The 16,477-nt window shown below is 67.4% G+C and carries 18 protein-coding genes; 10 read left to right on the top strand and 8 right to left on the bottom strand.

The genetic code is table 11. The features are described from left to right. Positions 1–144 precede the first annotated feature (144 nt). The 4 genes from ACIA12_RS20490 to ACIA12_RS20475 are packed head-to-tail and all read left to right on the top strand — an operon-like array spanning position 145 to position 4,650. Positions 145–1,227, top strand: a complete 1,083-nt coding sequence (locus tag ACIA12_RS20490; RefSeq protein WP_396368604.1) for a hypothetical protein — start codon at positions 145–147, stop codon at positions 1,225–1,227. Then, positions 1,224–2,522 carry a peptidoglycan-binding protein gene (locus ACIA12_RS20485; protein WP_396368603.1) on the top strand — a complete coding sequence of 433 codons (1,299 nt, stop codon included), beginning with the start codon at positions 1,224–1,226 and terminating at the stop codon, positions 2,520–2,522. Before ACIA12_RS20490 ends, ACIA12_RS20485 begins: the two co-directional genes overlap by 4 nt. Continuing rightward, entirely contained in the window at positions 2,519–3,211 is a 693-nt protein-coding gene (locus tag ACIA12_RS20480; protein ID WP_396368602.1) for an ABC transporter ATP-binding protein, read from the top strand. The genes ACIA12_RS20485 and ACIA12_RS20480 overlap by 4 nt, the downstream gene beginning before the upstream one ends. Next, positions 3,208–4,650 (top strand): ABC transporter permease, encoded by a 1,443-nt coding sequence (locus ACIA12_RS20475; protein WP_396368601.1) that lies wholly within the window; start codon positions 3,208–3,210, stop codon positions 4,648–4,650. The genes ACIA12_RS20480 and ACIA12_RS20475 overlap by 4 nt, the downstream gene beginning before the upstream one ends. Here the strand turns inward: ACIA12_RS20475 and ACIA12_RS20470 are convergent. Then, positions 4,625–5,908: an MFS transporter gene (locus tag ACIA12_RS20470; protein WP_396368600.1), complete on the bottom strand. Its 1,284-nt coding sequence runs from the start codon at positions 5,906–5,908 to the stop codon at positions 4,625–4,627. The two genes, ACIA12_RS20475 and ACIA12_RS20470, sit on opposite strands and share 26 nt — an antisense overlap. A gap of 150 nt (positions 5,909–6,058) precedes the next feature. After that, on the bottom strand, positions 6,059–6,472 hold the full coding sequence (locus tag ACIA12_RS20465) for a hypothetical protein (protein ID WP_396368599.1): 414 nt from the start codon (positions 6,470–6,472) through the stop codon (positions 6,059–6,061). A 235-nt stretch (positions 6,473–6,707) separates the two neighbouring features. Here ACIA12_RS20465 and ACIA12_RS20460 point away from each other — a divergent pair, with 235 nt between their 5' ends. Continuing rightward, positions 6,708–6,977, top strand: coding sequence for a ribbon-helix-helix protein, CopG family (locus ACIA12_RS20460; RefSeq protein ID WP_396368598.1), 270 nt, complete (start codon positions 6,708–6,710; stop codon positions 6,975–6,977). 141 nt (positions 6,978–7,118) lie between these two features. Here ACIA12_RS20460 and ACIA12_RS20455 read toward each other — a convergent pair whose 3' ends face one another. Continuing rightward, entirely contained in the window at positions 7,119–7,589 is a 471-nt protein-coding gene (locus ACIA12_RS20455; RefSeq protein ID WP_396368597.1) for a hypothetical protein, read from the bottom strand. A 417-nt stretch (positions 7,590–8,006) separates the two neighbouring features. Here ACIA12_RS20455 and ACIA12_RS20450 point away from each other — a divergent pair, with 417 nt between their 5' ends. Further along, entirely contained in the window at positions 8,007–8,264 is a 258-nt protein-coding gene (locus tag ACIA12_RS20450; RefSeq protein WP_396368596.1) for a ribbon-helix-helix protein, CopG family, read from the top strand. Positions 8,265–8,455: 191 nt separating this feature from the next. On the opposite strand, the gene ACIA12_RS20445 is transcribed toward ACIA12_RS20450, so the two are convergent. Next, entirely contained in the window at positions 8,456–8,929 is a 474-nt protein-coding gene (locus ACIA12_RS20445; RefSeq protein ID WP_396368595.1) for a DUF4188 domain-containing protein, read from the bottom strand. A gap of 76 nt (positions 8,930–9,005) precedes the next feature. On the opposite strand from ACIA12_RS20445, the gene ACIA12_RS20440 reads away from it, so the two are divergent. Then, complete coding sequence (locus tag ACIA12_RS20440; protein WP_396368594.1) at positions 9,006–9,689, top strand: MerR family transcriptional regulator; 684 nt, start codon at positions 9,006–9,008, stop codon at positions 9,687–9,689. Here the strand turns inward: ACIA12_RS20440 and ACIA12_RS20435 are convergent. Continuing rightward, positions 9,686–10,615, bottom strand: coding sequence for an acyl-ACP desaturase (locus ACIA12_RS20435; protein ID WP_396368593.1), 930 nt, complete (start codon positions 10,613–10,615; stop codon positions 9,686–9,688). The two genes, ACIA12_RS20440 and ACIA12_RS20435, sit on opposite strands and share 4 nt — an antisense overlap. Before the next feature lie 46 nt (positions 10,616–10,661). Beyond that, entirely contained in the window at positions 10,662–11,315 is a 654-nt protein-coding gene (locus ACIA12_RS20430; RefSeq protein ID WP_396368592.1) for an alpha/beta fold hydrolase, read from the bottom strand. Positions 11,316–11,337: 22 nt separating this feature from the next. On the opposite strand from ACIA12_RS20430, the gene ACIA12_RS20425 reads away from it, so the two are divergent. Together ACIA12_RS20425 and ACIA12_RS20420 are read left to right on the top strand one after the other, a co-directional pair. Next, on the top strand, positions 11,338–11,754 hold the full coding sequence (locus ACIA12_RS20425; RefSeq protein ID WP_396368591.1) for an acyl-CoA thioesterase: 417 nt from the start codon (positions 11,338–11,340) through the stop codon (positions 11,752–11,754). Then, positions 11,751–12,857, top strand: a complete 1,107-nt coding sequence (locus tag ACIA12_RS20420) for a zinc-dependent alcohol dehydrogenase family protein (RefSeq protein ID WP_396368590.1) — start codon at positions 11,751–11,753, stop codon at positions 12,855–12,857. The genes ACIA12_RS20425 and ACIA12_RS20420 overlap by 4 nt, the downstream gene beginning before the upstream one ends. Before the next feature lie 13 nt (positions 12,858–12,870). Here ACIA12_RS20420 and ACIA12_RS20415 read toward each other — a convergent pair whose 3' ends face one another. Both ACIA12_RS20415 and ACIA12_RS20410 read right to left on the bottom strand, forming a co-directional pair. After that, on the bottom strand, positions 12,871–13,941 hold the full coding sequence (locus ACIA12_RS20415) for a glycoside hydrolase family 75 protein (RefSeq protein ID WP_396368589.1): 1,071 nt from the start codon (positions 13,939–13,941) through the stop codon (positions 12,871–12,873). An 83-nt stretch (positions 13,942–14,024) separates the two neighbouring features. Further along, positions 14,025–14,663: a dihydrofolate reductase family protein gene (locus tag ACIA12_RS20410; protein WP_396368588.1), complete on the bottom strand. Its 639-nt coding sequence runs from the start codon at positions 14,661–14,663 to the stop codon at positions 14,025–14,027. Between the two features lie 280 nt (positions 14,664–14,943). Between ACIA12_RS20410 and ACIA12_RS20405 the strand changes: the two genes are divergently transcribed. Continuing rightward, on the top strand, positions 14,944–16,392 hold the full coding sequence (locus tag ACIA12_RS20405) for a pre-peptidase C-terminal domain-containing protein (RefSeq protein ID WP_396368587.1): 1,449 nt from the start codon (positions 14,944–14,946) through the stop codon (positions 16,390–16,392). Positions 16,393–16,477: the final 85 nt, after the last annotated feature.

Here is a 16,477-nt window from a genome sequence, read left to right as displayed (position 1 = left end):
CCTCCAGCACTCGACGTTCCCCCGGGTCGGGGCACTCCGAGAGTGACTGATCTTCATGAGATTTCGATGAAGATCGGCTGAGAGCATCGGGTGCTGATCGGTCCTTCACAGGTTCTTCACGGCGTTCCCGGCACGCTCCACGGCATGAAGAACTCACGCATAGCGCTCTCCCTGGTGGCCGTCCTGGCACTTGCCGGCTGTGGAGCGGGCAGCTCGGCAGCCGACAAGGAACCGGTGAAGAACGGCGACGACAAGAGCCCGCTCGCGGAGTACATGGGCGACGGTTACATCAACAACTCCAGTGGCGGGATGGTCGCCACCCGGTCCATCGGCGGCCCGAACGAGTCGTCGGAGGAGCAGCTGGCCAAGCAGCGCAAGATCGAGGAGTCGACCGCCACCTGCATGAAGACGGCCGGTTTCGACTACGTGGTGGTGCCGCCGGAGCAGAAGGGCAAGGGCAAGTTCGACGAGGCCTTCAGCCTGCCGCCGGACAAGTTTGCCGAGCAGTACGGCTACGGCGTCAGCACCATCGACTGGGGCAAGCCGGACGACGCCGACAAGGACGACCCGAACGCCAAGATCCGCAAGGCGCTGTCGCCGAACGCGCAGAAGGCTTACGACAAGGCACTGAACGGGCAGCTCGCCATCAGCGGCAACGGCGGGATGATCGCCGCGCAGCCGGCCGGCGGCAAGGGCAAGCCGATGGACACCGGCTGCCGGGGCAAGGCCGCCGAGGAGGTCTACGGCAAGGCCGACGAGCATCAGGCCGACTTCGCCAAGTTCGACTCGCTGTTCAAGGATCTCGAGGCGCTGCGGAAGAGGTTCGAGGCCGACCAGCGGGTGATCGACGCGACCGCCGCCTGGGCCGACTGCCTGGCCGATGCCGGGCACAGCGGCTTCAAGAAGCTCGACGACCCGCGGTCCTCGATCAGCGACAAGCTCGACAAGCTCACCGGCGCGAAGAAGAACGGCGGCCCGACCAGTGCCGGCGGCGACGACAAGGGCAACGTGACCGTGTTCCAGGCACCGTCGCTCGACAAGGTCCCGGCCGCCCAGCTGGCCGACCTGCGCAAGGAGGAGATCGAGCTGGCCAAGGCGGACCAGGGCTGCAAGAAGAAGGTCTACGACGAGCCCGCCAAGTTGGCGCAGTACGAGCTGGAGAAGGAGTTCGTCGCGGCGAACAAGACCCAGCTCGAGGCGTACCGCGACTCGGTGTCGGAGCGGTGACCGCCTCACCCAAGTCGCGCCGCCGGGTCCTGGTCGGAGTCTCCGCGGTGGCGACGCTCTCGCTCGGGGTGGGCGTCGCCGCCGGCAGCCGGTTGATGTCGCCGGAGGACGCGGCGGCCAAGACGGCAGCGCCGAAGGCCTCCCAGATCACCGTGCCGGTGGAGCTGAAGGCGTTGTCCAGCAAGGTGGTCGGACGCGGGGACACCTCGTTCGACGGAGCGGTGAACATCCGGGTCGAGACGAGCGGGCTCCAGACGCCGGCCGTGGTGACGGGCAAGGTTCCGAAGGTGGGTTCGACGCTCCAGGCGGGCAAGGCGCTTTTGGAGATAGCGGGTCGGCCAGTCATCGGGCTTCCCGGCGTACTGCCGATGTACCGGGCGTTGGCCCCCGGCTCGAAGGGGCCGGACGTGTTGCAGCTCGAGCAGACGCTGGAGAAGCTCGGTTTCGACCCGGGCAAGGTCGACACGTTGTACACGGCTGACACGTCGCACGCGGTGGAGAAGCTCTACGAGGCGGCCGGGTACGACGCCCCGGAGCCGGACGAGCAGTTGAAGCAGGCCGTGGATGCCGCCGACAAGACCGTCGACGCGATGAAGAATGCGCTGCGGCAGGCGAAGCTGGCGCTCAAGCAGGCCAAGGCCGGCCCGGGCAAGGCGGACACCACCGTGCAGCAGGGCGCGGTCGACGACGCGGAGGAGAACCTGGCCGACGCGGTCGAGGCCAAGAATGAGGCCGAGTTCAAGGCCGGTACGCCGGTGCCGGTGTCGGAGATCGTCTACGTGAAGTCACTGCCGCGCCGGGTCGACGAGGTGAAGGTCGAGCGGGGCGGAACGGTCAACGGCGTGGTGATGTCGGCCAGCGGCGCCTCGCTGGTGGTCAGCGTCAAGGTGGACGCGGAGACCAAGGAGCGGCTGAAGGCGGGGATGCCGGCCAGCTTCGACATCGGCGACGGCACGATCATCAAGGCGACCATCGTCCGGATCACGGGCAGCGGGGACGAGTACAGCGTGGTGATCTCGCCGAAGTCGCTCACCGCGGCCCAGCTCAACCGGCTGCGGGACGCGAACGTGAAGGTGACGATCCCGCTCAAGAGCACCAACGGCAAGGTGCTGACCGTGCCGCTGGCCGCGCTCTCGGCAGGCTCGGACGGCAGCTCGCGGGTCGAGGTACTGCGCGACGGCAAGGTCGAGCTGGTGCCGGTCAAGGTCGGACTGTCGGCCGACGGATTTGCCCAGGTGAGCGCGACCGGCGACGCCAAGCTGGCCGAGGGCGACCAAGTGGTGGTCGGCAAATGACCGCGACAGCCGTGGCCTTGCCGGCACCCGTCGTCGAGATGATCGGCGTCCGGCGGTTCTTTCCCGGTCCGCCCGAGGTCCAGGCGATCCGCGAGATCGACCTGACCATCCGCGAAGGCGAGTACCTCTCGATCGTCGGCCCGTCTGGGTCCGGCAAGTCGACGCTGCTGCATCTGCTCGGGCTGCTCGACAACCCGACCGGTGGCGTCTACCGGCTGGACGGCGTCGACACGATGAGTCTGCGGGAACGGCGCCGGGCAGTACTGCGGGGTGAGCGGATCGGGTTCGTGTTCCAGTCGTTCCATCTGCTCGACCACCGGACCGTGCTGGAGAACGTCGCACTCTCGATGGTGTACGTCGGGGTGCCCCGGAAGGAGCGGATGGCGCGTGCACGAGTCGCCCTGGAACGGGTCGGGCTGGCACACCGGATGGAGTTCGGACCGACGACACTGTCGGGTGGCGAGCGGCAGCGGGTCGCGATCGCCCGGGCGCTGGTGGCCGAGCCGAGTCTGCTGCTCGCCGACGAACCGACCGGAAACCTGGACAGTGCCAACGCGGAGGCGATCCTCGAGGTGTTCGACGAACTCCACCACGAAGGCATGACGCTCGCGGTCATCACCCACGACGACCACGTCAGCGAACGCGCCCAGCGACGGGTCCGGATCGTCGACGGGACGCTGCAATGGTGAGCTGGCGGCGCATCAAGACGCCGACAACCGGCCGAACCCGCTCGGCCGATGCGTCAGCAGCCCAGCAGACGCCGAGCGTGAATCCTCAAGCAGGCCTCCCGGATCCCGCCGGCGGGCCGTCCACGTCACACCGCCAGCGCAAGCCGGGGCGGCTTGCGCTGGCGGGCGTGGTGCGGCGAGTCGCCGGAGCGCGACGAGACGACCAACGGCCGTCTCGTCCCGGAAGTCCCCGGCGCAAGAGCGGTCCCGCACTGCGGGACCTGCTCGACGAGGCGCTCGCGGGTGTTGCGGCTCGGCCGACACGCCTGGTACTGACCACGCTCGGTACGGTCCTGGGCGTCGCCGCCTTGGTGGGAACGGTCGGGCTCGGGCAGACCGCGGCGGGCCAGATCACTCAGCTGTTCGACCTGGCAGCCGCGACCCGGGTCGTCGTCAGTCCGGACAGCAACGGCCAGGACGAAGCGGCGGCCGAGCTGCCGTGGGACGCGCCGCAGCGAATCGTCCGGCTGAACGGGGTTGACGCGGCCGGCACGGTCAGCAACGTCGATGTCGGGGATGACACGGTCCACAGCGTCGCCGGGCTGGACGGGCAGAAGGACGGGCTCAACCTGCAGGTGATGGCGGCGTCGGGTGGGCTGTTCGACGCAGTTCGCTCGGTGCTGAAGACCGGGCGGTTCTTCGATGCGGGTCATGATGCTCGCGGGGACAAGGTCGTCGTACTGGGCAAGAACGCGGCCAAGCGGCTCGGCATCAACCGGGTCGACTCGCAGCCGGCCGTCTTCATCGGCGACCAGGCGTACACGGTGATCGGCATCCTCGACTCGGTCAGCGGCAAGGCCGAGCTGCTCGACTCGGTGATCATGCCCAACGGGACGGCCAAGGCGGAGTACAAGCTGAAGGCGCCGGAGACGGTCGAGATCCGTACGTCGGTCGGCGCGGCACAGTTGATCGCCAAGCAGGCGCCGGTCGCGATCGATCCGAACAACCCGAGCTCGCTCAAGGTCGACGCGCCGCCGAAGCAAGGCGGCGTCCGCAAGGGCGTCGAGTCGAATCTGAACGCGCTGTTCCTGCTGCTGGGCGCGGTGGCGCTGCTGGTCGGCGGCCTCGGTATCGCCAACGTGACGCTGCTGTCGGTGCTGGAACGCGTGAGCGAGATCGGGCTGCGCCGTGCCCTGGGCGCCGCACGACGACACGTTGCCGGTCAGTTCCTGGTGGAGAGCGTGATCGTCGGCTTCCTCGGTGGCCTGCTGGGCACCGCCGTCGGAGTGTTGCTGACTGTCGGGGTCTCGTTCGCGCGGGACTGGACGCCGATCCTGGACAACAAGCTGACCTTCGGAGCGCCCTTCCTCGGCGCGGTGATCGGCTTGATCGCCGGCACCTACCCGGCCTGGAAGGCGTCCGCCATTCAGCCGATCACGGCATTGCGGGGGAGTGCGTGACCGTCGAGGAGGAACGCGAGTACAGGAAGGCGGTCAGCAGGAAGCCGAGCACCACGAAGGTGAGAACCGGGTAGGACTTCCCGTCGTCGGGCAGGATGACCGCGCCGAGCGCGGCTGCGGACACCTGCCCGACGTTGAAGATCATGTCGTAGAGCGAGAAGACCCGACCGCGGTAGACGTCGTCGACACTCGTCTGGACGAGGGTGTCGACGCTGATCTTCACGCCTTGAGCGCAGAAGCCGGTGAGGAAACCGGAGACCAGGATCGCGGGCTGGGTATAGAGCCCGCCGGGCACGGCCGTCACTACAGCCGCCGCGACGAACAGCACGGTGATCCACCGGCGCAACGTCAGAACCCTTGTAGCCCAAGGCGTCACGAGCGCGGCGATGAAGAGTCCGGCGCCGACCGCTCCGGTTGCCAGCGCCAGGGCGCCGAACGCCTGGTCGAGCTGGTCGGGACCGTAGAACTTGTTCCGGTACAGCAGGATCATCGCGACCGTGACGAGCCCGAAGAAGAACCGCAGCGACCCGATCGCCGCCAGCCCGAGGGCCGCTTGCCGCCGTTCCCTCAGATGCCGGCCGCCGTCGATCAGTCCCGCCACGATGCCGCGGATCGCCTCGAGCACCCCCGGCTCCTCGCCGGTCAGATCCGGACCGAGCTGTCCGCGCCCGAGTCGCAGGGCGAGGAAGGCGGCGGCGAGATAGACAGCGGCCGTCGTACCGAGCACGACCAGGTCGGAGTCGGAGATGAGCTTTACACCGGCCCCGAAACCACCGCCGACCAGGAAGAACGCAGTACCGGACGTAGGCGTGACCGCGTTGGCCATCACCAACTCGTCGTTGTCCACAACATGTGGAAGCCCCGCCGACAGCCCACTGAGCAGGAACCGATTGACCCCCAGCGTCAGCAGCACCGCCAGATAGAACGGCACCCCAGCGTTGCCCACAGCAACAATCCCGCCGACCGCCAGCACCAGCGCGGCCCGGGTCAGATTCGCCCCGAACAAGATCTGCCGCCGAGACCACCGATCCAGCAACACCCCCGTGAACGGCCCCAACACCGAGAACGGCAGCAACGCCACCGCGAACAACCCGGCAATCGCCGCCGCATCCGGCGCCCGCTCCGGCGAGAACAACACATACGCCGCCAGCGCGACCTGAAAAACCCCGTCCCCGAACTGCGACGTCAACCGAACAGCAAACAGCCGACGGAAATCCCCCCGCCGCAACAACCGCCCCAACTCCCGCACAAACTGCACGCCTGCACTGTAGTCGGCGGCGGCGATTCGGTCGGCGGTGTCTGTGGTCCGAGATTCGAGCTGTGCGTGAGGCGGGAGTGGAGTTGGATGGACGACGAAGGACCCGCCAGTTTCGTGCTGGCGGGTCCTTCCTCGGTGTCTCCTCTCCGATTACTGCTGTTTGGGGAAGTAGTAGGCAACCAAGGTGCCGACCAGGACCGGCAACAGGATCGACAGCAAGTCCTTCAGCTGCTCGACCGAGTCCACCGGTGACAACCTGAAAGCCGCTCCTACGTTGGCGATCAGCACAACCCCCACCAGGCCGGCCAGCAGCATCGCCAGCCGGCTGCGTGTTTTCTCGCGCATCCGCAGCGGTTCGCCCGGCTCCAGCACGGGGTTGCCGATGAAGGGTTTCGGAGGCTCGTCCTCCGTCACCTCCTCGTCCGGCACCACCGGCTCGAGTTCCACGTCCCGGGAACGGCGGATCGTCTCCTCGGCTGCCCTCTGACCTGCGGGCTCCTCAGCCGCGCCCAACCCGTCACCGAGGGCACGAGATGACGGGTCCGGATCATCGTTGTCGGCCATAGCCAGTCTCCCTTCCACGACCGAGACGTTGGTCGGCCGTCCTGCGATCCTCTCACACGATTGACGTAAATGGGGCGTATAGACGACGTATTACGATGTCGAATCGGCGTGTCTCAGGTGTATGTAATGCGTCAGTCCTGCGCTAAGGTAAAGATTGTGTTCAGACGGTGACGGAGTGTGGCGCTCCGTCACCGACAGATCGGTGGACTGTGGTCCCAATGGGAGGACGCCCGACATGACAACTACCAAGGTCATCACCAAGCCGCCGGCCGGCGCGGAGGCGCCGGCGATCGTCCGGCTCTCAGTCAATCTCGCCGCCGACGTCGCCGATGTGCTGCGCTCGCTGGCCGGCCGCCGGGGACTGTCGCTGACCGAGACCATCCGGCGGGCGATCGCTGTTCTCAAGTTCGTCGAGGACGAGGTCGAGCAGGGCAACAAGCTCGCCGTCGTCGAGACCGGCGCCGACGGGCGGCAACGAGTCCGCGAGATCATGCTGGTCGGTTGACCGTGATCGGCGGGTCTGCAGGGTGTCCGCGCCGACCTGACGAAGGCCCGCCGGTTCGATGCCGACGGGCCTCCGGTGCGATACTCGGGACTCGACTGTGGCCGCGGCGGCCGGCTGTTGCCGGCCGACGGCGATCCGGCTCTAGGTGGGCCGGACCTGCGCTGTGTCCTGGTCGGTCTGCTGACGGTGCAGCAGCCCGGCGAGCGCGAGCGGAACGAGGATGATGCCGAGCTTCGTGAGCTCCTCCAGGATCTGCTCCGGAGAGAGCCGAACTGCGGCAACGGCGGCCGCCAGCAGGGTGATGCCGGCCAGCCCGCCGAGGGCGACGGCAGCCAGCCGGCCGGTCGGCACCTGTCGTGCAGGATGTGCGGATAGTGCGGGGCGTGCGGGTTGTTCGAGCTCCAGCAGGTACTTGCCCGGTACGAGTAGCTCGGTCATGGGCTGCGGAGTCAGGTTCTCCTCCACGGCCAGTTGGGTGCGGGAACGGGCCGGCGGCAACGCGGCCATCCCGCCCGCGAGGGCAGCGGTGATCTCAGCCCAGAACGGCTTGAGCTGGGCACGGTACGCCGACTCGTCCGGAGAGTCGGTACGGTCCGGGATCTCTGGGACCACGGGTGTTTCTCCTTCGTCCGGGCGGCTCGGCGGAGGGGTTGCCCTGCAGGGCACCGGGCCGTCTGAACAGCCAGCATGCCACATGACAACCGCGCAACGGGAGCATGGCTGACGTAATCCCGTCATTGAAATGCGTATGAACTGCGGCACAGATACGTAGGATCTACACATATGTTGTTGTAGTTTGATCAAAGAGCGCTCTCCCGGCACCGGGCCGCGCTCCGGCAGCGGTCCGCCCACGTCCGATGTCCAACTGAAAAGAGCGAAAGGAGGGCCATCGTGCTTCCAGGTGGAGGTGAGGCGACATCCCGTTCTGTGGCGTTGAGGAGCACAGGGAGGGTTGGGGCCTCCGATCAGCCGGAAGCTGCCCGCCGGCGTCCATTGGCCGGTACCACACTGTGAAAGGTCGACCCAACCATGTCGAATGCTAAGGAGAAGAACGACGTCGCCACGTCCGCGATCGTTCGGCTGTCCGTCAATCTCGCGGCGGACGCGATGGATGCGCTCCGCTGGCTCGCGGGCCGCCGCGGGCTGTCGCTGACGGAGACGATCCGCCGAGCGATCAGTGTCCTGAAGTTCATCGAGGACGAGCTGGACAAAGGCAACACGCTCGCCATCGTCGAGACCGATGAGGATGGCAAGCAGCGCGTCCGGGAAATCCTCCTGGTGGGGTGACCAGGACGGTCGGCCCGCCCATAGCCGAGTCCGCAGTCACCCGACCGACCGATAGATACCTCTGATCATGCCCCGGCAGAGCCGGGGTCCCCTGAACCGCGCACTTAACGGTTCCACAAACGCCGAAGGACCCATGCAGCCGAACGCAGGCCGTGGGTCCTTTGTCTGTTGTGGGCATCTGCGCCGTGACCCTACGGAGTGCGCAACCTTTCCGCGGCGGTATTTCCCCGCTTGTTCACCGGTACGACGCCTGTTACGGCGCCGAGGCCGGTGGGTGGCATGTTGCCGTAGATGGTTTCGGTGTGGCCGGCGGGGACGATGTAGGTCTCGTGGTAGATGCCGACGTTGTTGCCCTGGTAGGCGTACTTGAAGAAGTTGGTCCAGGCCGGGCGGTGGGTGCGGCCGGGGTCGTTGGCGAACGCCTGCAGTTTCTCGGCCGACTCCCAGTACTGGATCATCGTCGTGGTCCGCAGGCCCGGGAAGGTGCGGAAGCCGAGCAGGCCGCTGTCCTTGTCGGCGCTCAGTTCGCGCAGCATCGGGCCCATCGCCAGCGCCACCGGCAGCCACTGCCGGAACGCGCGCAGCTTGTTCACCCGGAAGCCGATCACGAACACGACGATCTCTCCGTCGTACGCCGCTGTCTGCCGTCCCTCGACAACACTCATCATGACTCCTTGTTGGATAGTTCAACTACCCAATATTGGAAAGTGATACTCTCCAAAAGTCAAGAGGAGGGCGCGGATGTGGATCGCTGAACTGTCCCGGCAGACCGATGTGCCGGTCGCGACGATCAAGTACTACCTACGCGAGGGCCTGCTGCACGCCGGCGAAGCGGTCGGCGCCACCAGGGCCCGGTACGACGAAACGCACGTCCGCCGGCTCCGGCTGATCCGCGCCCTCGTCGAGGCGGGCGGCCTGTCGCTCGCCCGCGTCCGCAACGTGCTCGCCGAGGTCGACGAGGAGACCCGCGAGATGCACGAAGTCCTGGGTGCGGCCCACGGCGCGCTGATCCCTTCCGACCTCACGACAACGGAGGAGTCCCGCGGCCGGGTCGACGAGCTAGTCGCCGAGCAGGGCTGGCAGGTCGACTCCGAGTCGCCGGACCGACTGCTGCTCGCGAACGCGCTCGACGCTCTGGAGAAGGTCGGGTACCACCTCGACGACCACCTGCTGAAGACCTACGCATCGGCGGCCGTGCAGGTCGCCGATGCCGAAGTGACCAGCCTGCCGGCCGACGATCGCCAACGGACCGTCGAGGCAACTGTTGTCGTCACTGCGTTGGGTGGCCCGGTCCTCCTGGCCCTCCGTCGCTTGGCGCAGCAAAGCGCGTCGGCCCAGCGCTACGGCAACCCGCATCGGCCCGCCTGCGACACAGCCGAACCCGCCGTACGTAGTACGAGCCAGGGCGTACGTAGTACGGGCTAGTTGGCGCGGGCTGCCTGGCGCTCGAGGAGGCGGGCGCGTTGCTCGACGAAGCGGGAGGCCTGGGCGTCGAGGGCGGTCATGAACTCGGCCAGCTCGTCGCGGGCCTTGGCCCCGTCGCCGCTGAGGTCCTCGCGCTCGAAGACCTTCCACATCCGCAGGATCGGGGCGACCACCTCGTCGTGGTGCAGGCGCAGGTCGTAGATGCCGGCCTTGGCGATCGTCACCGAGTTCCGGGCGAACCCCTCCATGGTGGCGCCCGGCATCGAGAAGTCCCGAACCTCGTTGACGACCGCCCTCATGGTCTCGTTCGGGGCCGACTCGAAGGCGGCCGAGACCAGGTTGCGGTAGAAGATCATGTGCAGGTTCTCGTCGGTCGCGATCCGCGCCAGCAGCTGGTCGGCGATCGGGCAACCGGTGGCCTTGCCGGTGTTGCGGTGCGAGACGCGGGTGGCCAGCTCCTGGAAGCTGACGTACGCGATCGCCTCGAGCATGTTCTTGTCGACCTGGTGCCCGGCGGTCATGTGCGCCATCCGGGCCACCTCGAGCTCGACCGGGTCGACGCCACGGGTCACCACGAGATAGTCGCGCAGCGCGATCCCGTGCCGGCCCTCCTCCGCGGTCCAGCGGCCGACCCAGGTGCCCCACGCGCCGTCCAGCCCGAACTGAGTGGCGATCTCGCGGTGGTACGAGGGCAGGTTGTCCTCGGTCAGCAGGTTGGTGATCATCGCGACCTTGGCGACCGGATCGAGCCGGGACTGCTCCGGCGCCCAGTCCTCGCCGCCGAGGAAGGCGAAGTCGCGGCCCTCGCTCCACGGCACGTAGTCGTGCGGGTTCCAGTCCTTGGTGATGGCCAGATGCCGCTCGAGATTCTCCTCGACGACGGGTTCCAGCTCGTGCAGCAGGTTCGTCACCAGCTTCTCGTTCACCGGATCTCCTTCGTCGGCGGGTACCCCCACCCTACGGCACCGTAAGTTACGCAACCGTAGGTTCAGCCTGTCGCCACCCCTCCAGCAGCTCGGCCAACTCCACCGGGTGCCCAAGCATCGGGAAGTGCCCACCGGCCAGCTCAGCCGGCGCGGTCCCGAGCCGATCGATGGTCAGCTTGCGGAGGTAGTCGGCCGGGAACAGCAGATCCTCGGTCGCGATCACCGCCTGCACCGGTACGTCCGGCCAGCGCTCGAACAGCGCCGGATCGTCCATCGGCCGCCCGGCCTGCGACCTCAGCTGCCGCCTCGCCTCAGCCGCGAGTTCCGTCGGCAGGTCCTGGAAGAAGTAGTCCGACTCCGGATCACCCTGCCAGTCATATTCCGTATGTCCCCAGTAGTCGCTCACCGTCTCGCCGGGAAGCGGGATCATCCCCGCCACGAAGACCAGCAACTCGACCGGGAGTCTTTCGCAGACGGCGGGCGCAGTGAAGCCTCCGAGCGAGTGCGCGACGACGACCAGGTCGGCGCGCCGGCCGACTGCGGTCAGCACCGCATCGCAGTACGCGCTCAGCCCGGCGGACTCGTCGTCGCAGGGAAGGTCGACGGCGACGACCTCTTGGCCACGGGCTTGCAGTTCGGCGGTGAGCGGATGCCAGTGCCAAGGGGTACAGCCGGCGCCGGGGATCAGCACATAGGTCACCCGGTCACCCTAGGCTGGGTGAATGGACCGGAGCGCTTATCCGCACTTCCTCGCGATCGGGACGCGGTGGAAGGACAACGACGTCTACGGGCATGTCAACAACGTCGAGTACTACAGCTTCTTCGACACGGTGATCAACGAGTTCCTGATCCGGGCCGGCGAGCTGGACATCCATCGCGGTGAGGTGATCGGTCTCTGCGTGGAGTCGCAGTGCAGCTTCAAGCAGTCCTTGGCGTTCCCGGAGACCGTGGACGCCGGCTTGCGGGTGGCGAAGCTCGGCAACTCCAGCGTCACCTACGAGATCGGGTTGTTCCGCGCCGGCTCCGCCGACCCCGCCGCCACGGGTCGGTTCGTCCACGTCTTCGTGGACCGCTCCAACCGTCGACCCGTCCCGATCCCAGCCCCGATCCGGACCGCTCTCGAAGGGATCGCCGGATGATCGTTCGCGGCGCAGTACTGCGGGAGATGGGTCTGCCGAGCCCGTACGCCGAATCGCGACCGCTCACGATCGAGGAGCTCGAGCTCGCGCCACCCGGCCCGGGTGAGCTGCTGGTCCGGATCCGCGCCGCCGGCCTCTGCCACTCCGACCTCTCCGTCATCGACGGCTCCCGCCCCCGGGTCATGCCGATGCTCCTCGGCCACGAGGCCACCGGCCAGGTGATCCAGTCGGAGTCACCCGATTTCAAGGCCGGCGACACGGTCGGCTTCGCCTTCGTACCGGCCTGCGGCACCTGCGCCCCTTGCGCAGAAGGCCGAGCTGCGCTCTGTGAGCCGGGGGCTGCGGCCAACACAGCGGGAACACTTCTCTCGGGTGCAGGGCGACTCAATGGGGTGCACCATCATTTAGGTGTTTCAGGCTTTGCGGACCACGCAGTGGTCTCGGCGCGGTCGGCCGTCAAGATCGATCCGGAACTGCCACCTGAGATCGCCGCCCTCTTCGGGTGCGCGGTGATGACCGGTGTCGGTGCGGTCGTCAACACCGCGCGGGTGCAGGCGGGGCAGGCCGCAGTGGTCTTCGGGCTCGGTGGCGTTGGGTTGTCGGCTTTGCTCGGCGCCGCGTTGGTCGGAGCGCATCCGCTGGTTGCAGTGGACGTTGTACCGGAGAAGCTTTCCCTTGCTCTCGAGCTGGGAGCGACTCACGCAATCGATGCCCGGGGCAACGATGTGGTCGAGCAGGTGCAGGAGGCGACGGGTGGCGGGGCGCACTACGCCTTCGAGACCGTCGGCAGTGCCGCCGTACTGGGACAGGCGTATGCAGCGACCCGCCGCGGTGGGACCACGGTGACCGTCGGGCTGCCGCATCCCTCGCAGATGTTGAGCATCCCGGCCGTCAGCCTGGTCGCCGAGGAGCGCACGCTCAAGGGCTCCTACCTGGGATCGGCGATCCCGAGCCGCGACATCCCCCGCTACATCGCGCTCTACCAGGCGGGCCGTCTGCCGGTCGACCGCTTGCTGACCTCGACGGTCCGCCTGGAGAGCCTCAACGAAGCCTTCGACACCTTGGCGGCCGGTACCTCGATCCGCCAGGTGCTGGTCCTCTAGTTGTTGTCGATGCTCAGTTGTTGTTGATGAAGGTCCGGGCCAGCTCCTGACCGCGCGACACGGCGAGGTCGTGGCTCTCGATCGGGTTGATGGTCGAGTTCTTGAACACGATGTAGGTGACGCCGGAGTCGGTGCCGCCGTTGCTCGGGTCGGGATTGATGCCGAGCTGCTGCGCGGCGGCGTACGAAGCCTCGCCGATGATGTCGGTCGGGCCGGTGTCACCGACCACGGCATAGGTGACCTGGTTGTTGTAGATCACCGCGACCACACCGCCACCGGCGATCTGGAAGTTCTGGAAGTTCCAGGTGCTGCTCGGGCTCGGCACCACGACGTACGGGAGTTGTGCCGCGTTCAAGGGTGCGTCGGCCGACGTGTGGAAGGCGGTGTCGGGCAGGAAGCAGCAGTCGGTGTTCTCGTTGCACTGGGCGGTGCGGATGCCGTCGCAGTCGATGTCCATGTCGGCCTTCCAGAAGACGGCGCCGTTCTTGCCGCAGACCGGGATGGTCCGGCTGAGCTCGGAGTCGGTCTTGTAGGTGCCGTTGGAGATCTGGCTGCAGCTGGTCACCTTGGCGAGCAGCTCGGCCGCGGTCGGCGCGCCACCGCCACCGCCACCGGCGTCCGTGACGGTGAGCGAGTCGAGGTTCGGGCCGCCGTTGGCGGTCGTCGCGGTGGTCTTGATGGTGTGCGAGCCGGCCGACAGCGTGGTGTTCACCGTGGTGGTGTTCCAGGTGGTCCAGACACTGGTACTGGCGAACTGCGGGGTCGCGACGGTGGTGCCGTCGACGGCGATCGTCATCGGCCGGTTGACCGTGGTGCCGTTGGCGTACCGGAACGCGAGCGACGCGCTGCCGGCCGTGCCGACGTTCACGGTGAACGTCACCGACGAGCCGGTCACGTTGTCGTAGTTGACGAACCCGGTACCGGTGTAGCCGGCGTGGTTTGACTCGACCACTCCCTGGGTCCGGGCCGCGTTCTCGGCCTGGTAGGTGGTGGTCGCTGCGGACGCTGAGGTCGCGACGGTCGGCACCAGCAAAGCGGCGCCGAACAGGGCGAGGGCAAGTGCGATGGGGCGGAACTTACGCATCTTTCACCTCTCTGATAGTTAGTAAACTTTCCTAACTATCAGAGAGGTGATTCGCCTCGTCAAGAGCCTGGAGTTCCGGAACTTCAGTTGTCGACCGAGAAAGTGGAACTGCCGTCCTCGATCACCGCGCTGCCGGTCCGGAACGGGGTCGGGGTGAGCACGGAATACACGCCGCCGGTGCCGGTGACGCGGCTCTCGATCAGCTTGAAACCGGTCGCCGGCGCGTCCTCGGTGAACAGCCGCTTGCCGGTGCCGACGGCGACCGGGAAGGTGATCAGCCGGTATTCGTCGATCAGGCCGGCCTCGTGCAGCGTACGGGCGAGCTTGCAAGAGCCGTGGATCTGCAGTTCGCCGCCCGGCTTCGCCTTGAGCTCCTCGACCTGCTTGACGATGTCACCGCTGATGGCGGTGCTGTCGTTCCAGACCGGCTCGAGCGGGGTGGAGGTGGCGACGTACTTCGGCAGGTCGTTCAGCCCGGTGGCTGTGTTGCTGCCGTCGTGGATCTGCGACCAGTACGCCTGCATCATCGTGTACGTCGTCCGGCCGAGCAGGATGGCGTCCGCCTTGGCGAACCAGCCCTCGACGATCTCGCCCATCACCTCGTCGCCGTACGGCATCAACCAGCCACCGCGGTCGAAGCCGCCGCTGCGGTCCTCCTCGAAGCCGCCCGGACCCTGCATGACGCCGTCGATGCTGAGGAAGGTGTGCAGTGTGAGCTTCATGGTTGTCTCCGATTCGTCGTCCCGGTGCTCCCGGGGTTTGCGTGCTTTCGACGACGCGTCGGGTGAGCTCCGGCCGGATCGACAACCGGCTTGATGTGATCCACATCACACACTGCGGGGAAATGTAAATTCCTCGGGGAAATGTATACATCGGGGCAACCGATGGGGCACTCTACGCAGAGTGCGCGCGAGCGCACCACAAGTGAGGCATGACGCTGCTCCCCGCCGCCCCGGCGTACTCGCCGAGCAGTCGTCAGGAGTCCCCGAGGAGGACCCCAGAATGCAAAGCAGGTTCCGCCGAACCGGTGCCCTGGTCGGCACCGGCGCCGTCTTGTTCGGATCGCTGGCCGTGGTGGCCGCGAACCAGGCAGGCGCTGACCAAACTCCGTCCCCGGCTCCGCTGGCCTCGTTGCTCGGGGGCCAGCCGCTCCAAGGTAAGGCCGCCCTCGGCAAGCTGCAGCCGCGACTCGCCGAGCTGGCTGAGCGCAACGGCATCGCCGAGCAGAAGCTGCAGCGGATCCTGGCGACCGACAAGACCAGCTGGCTGGACAAGGACGGCAAGCTCTTCTACTCCGAGCCGGTCGCGACCCGCTCGGAGCGCGCCGCCACCGCCAAGTCGCCCAAGTGGGCCACTCGCGCGGTCGCCGCCGCTACCGGCCCCGCCTTCGAACTGCACAGCAAGCCCGGCTCGAACCGGGTCATCTACCTGGACTTCGACGGCCACACGATCACCGGCACCGCCTGGAACGGCAACGGCAAGCCGGCCACCGTGAACGTCACCGCGTACGACACCGACGGCAACACCGGCAACTGGAGCACGACCGAGCAGAACGTGGTCCGCGAGGTATGGGCCCGGGTCGCCGAGGACTACGCGCCGTTCGACGTCGACGTGACGACCCAGGCGCCGGCCGAGTCGGCCATCACCCGGTCCGGTTCGTCCGACCAGCAGTACGGAACCCGCGTCGTGATCGACCCGACCAGCTGGTACCAGTCCGGCTGCGGCTGTGGCGGCGTCGCTTATGTCGGCGTCTACGACAGCACCTCGCAGCACTCGTACTACCAGCCGGCTTTGGTGTTCACGAAGGGCGTCGGTACCGGCGCGAAGAACATCGCCGAGGCCGCGTCCCACGAGGCCGGCCACAACGTCGGGCTCAGCCACGACGGCACCGCGTCGGTCGGCTACTACAGCGGTCACGGCGCCTGGGCGCCGATCATGGGCGTCGGCTACTCCAAGGCGATCAGCCAGTGGAGCAAGGGCGAGTACTCCGGCGCGAACAACAAGGAAGACGACTTCGCGGTGATCGGGCAGAACGGCCTGGCCCTGCGCGCCGACGACCACGGCAACGGCACCTCGGACGCGACCGCGCTCACGCTCGGTACGGCGGCCAACGGGATCTACGCCAACGACTCCGACGTCGACACGTTCCGGATCGACCTGTCCGCCGGCACCTTCACCTTCGCGGCCAACGCCGCCGCGGTCGGTGGCGACCTGGACATCAAGCTCCAGCTGCTCGACTCCGCCGGCGCGGTCGTCGCCACGGCCGACCCGGCATCGGGGCAGACCAACTCGGGTACGCCGACCGGGCTGAGCGCGAGCATCAACCGTCAGGTGAGCGCCGGGCGGTACTACCTGCGAGTCGAGAACACCGGCTACGGCAACCCGCTGAACACCGGCTACTCGACGTACGGCAGCCGCGGCGCGTACGCCGTCAAGGTCACCGCCGGCTGACCCACCTAGTTGTGGCCCGGGACATGTGGGCGCTCGGCCCGTCCACATGTCCTCGGCTACGTCCGCGGGGGGACGTAGACCAGTG

This window comes from Kribbella sp. NPDC051620, from assembly GCF_044453825.1.
Lineage (GTDB): Bacteria > Actinomycetota > Actinomycetes > Propionibacteriales > Kribbellaceae > Kribbella.
Note: the sequence above shows the minus strand (reverse complement) of the source record. Positions and strands in the feature narration are given on the sequence as shown.

Coding starts and splice junctions, on each gene's coding strand:
- ACIA12_RS20490 (WP_396368604.1), top strand. CDS start 145: ATGAAGAACTCACGCATAGCGCTCTCCCTGGTGGCCGTCCTGGCACTT.
- ACIA12_RS20480 (WP_396368602.1), top strand. CDS start 2,519: ATGACCGCGACAGCCGTGGCCTTGCCGGCACCCGTCGTCGAGATGATC.
- ACIA12_RS20465 (WP_396368599.1), bottom strand. CDS start 6,472: ATGGCCGACAACGATGATCCGGACCCGTCATCTCGTGCCCTCGGTGAC.
- ACIA12_RS20460 (WP_396368598.1), top strand. CDS start 6,708: ATGACAACTACCAAGGTCATCACCAAGCCGCCGGCCGGCGCGGAGGCG.
- ACIA12_RS20450 (WP_396368596.1), top strand. CDS start 8,007: ATGTCGAATGCTAAGGAGAAGAACGACGTCGCCACGTCCGCGATCGTT.
- ACIA12_RS20445 (WP_396368595.1), bottom strand. CDS start 8,929: ATGAGTGTTGTCGAGGGACGGCAGACAGCGGCGTACGACGGAGAGATC.
- ACIA12_RS20440 (WP_396368594.1), top strand. CDS start 9,006: ATGTGGATCGCTGAACTGTCCCGGCAGACCGATGTGCCGGTCGCGACG.
- ACIA12_RS20425 (WP_396368591.1), top strand. CDS start 11,338: ATGGACCGGAGCGCTTATCCGCACTTCCTCGCGATCGGGACGCGGTGG.
- ACIA12_RS20420 (WP_396368590.1), top strand. CDS start 11,751: ATGATCGTTCGCGGCGCAGTACTGCGGGAGATGGGTCTGCCGAGCCCG.
- ACIA12_RS20415 (WP_396368589.1), bottom strand. CDS start 13,941: ATGCGTAAGTTCCGCCCCATCGCACTTGCCCTCGCCCTGTTCGGCGCC.
- ACIA12_RS20410 (WP_396368588.1), bottom strand. CDS start 14,663: ATGAAGCTCACACTGCACACCTTCCTCAGCATCGACGGCGTCATGCAG.
- ACIA12_RS20405 (WP_396368587.1), top strand. CDS start 14,944: ATGCAAAGCAGGTTCCGCCGAACCGGTGCCCTGGTCGGCACCGGCGCC.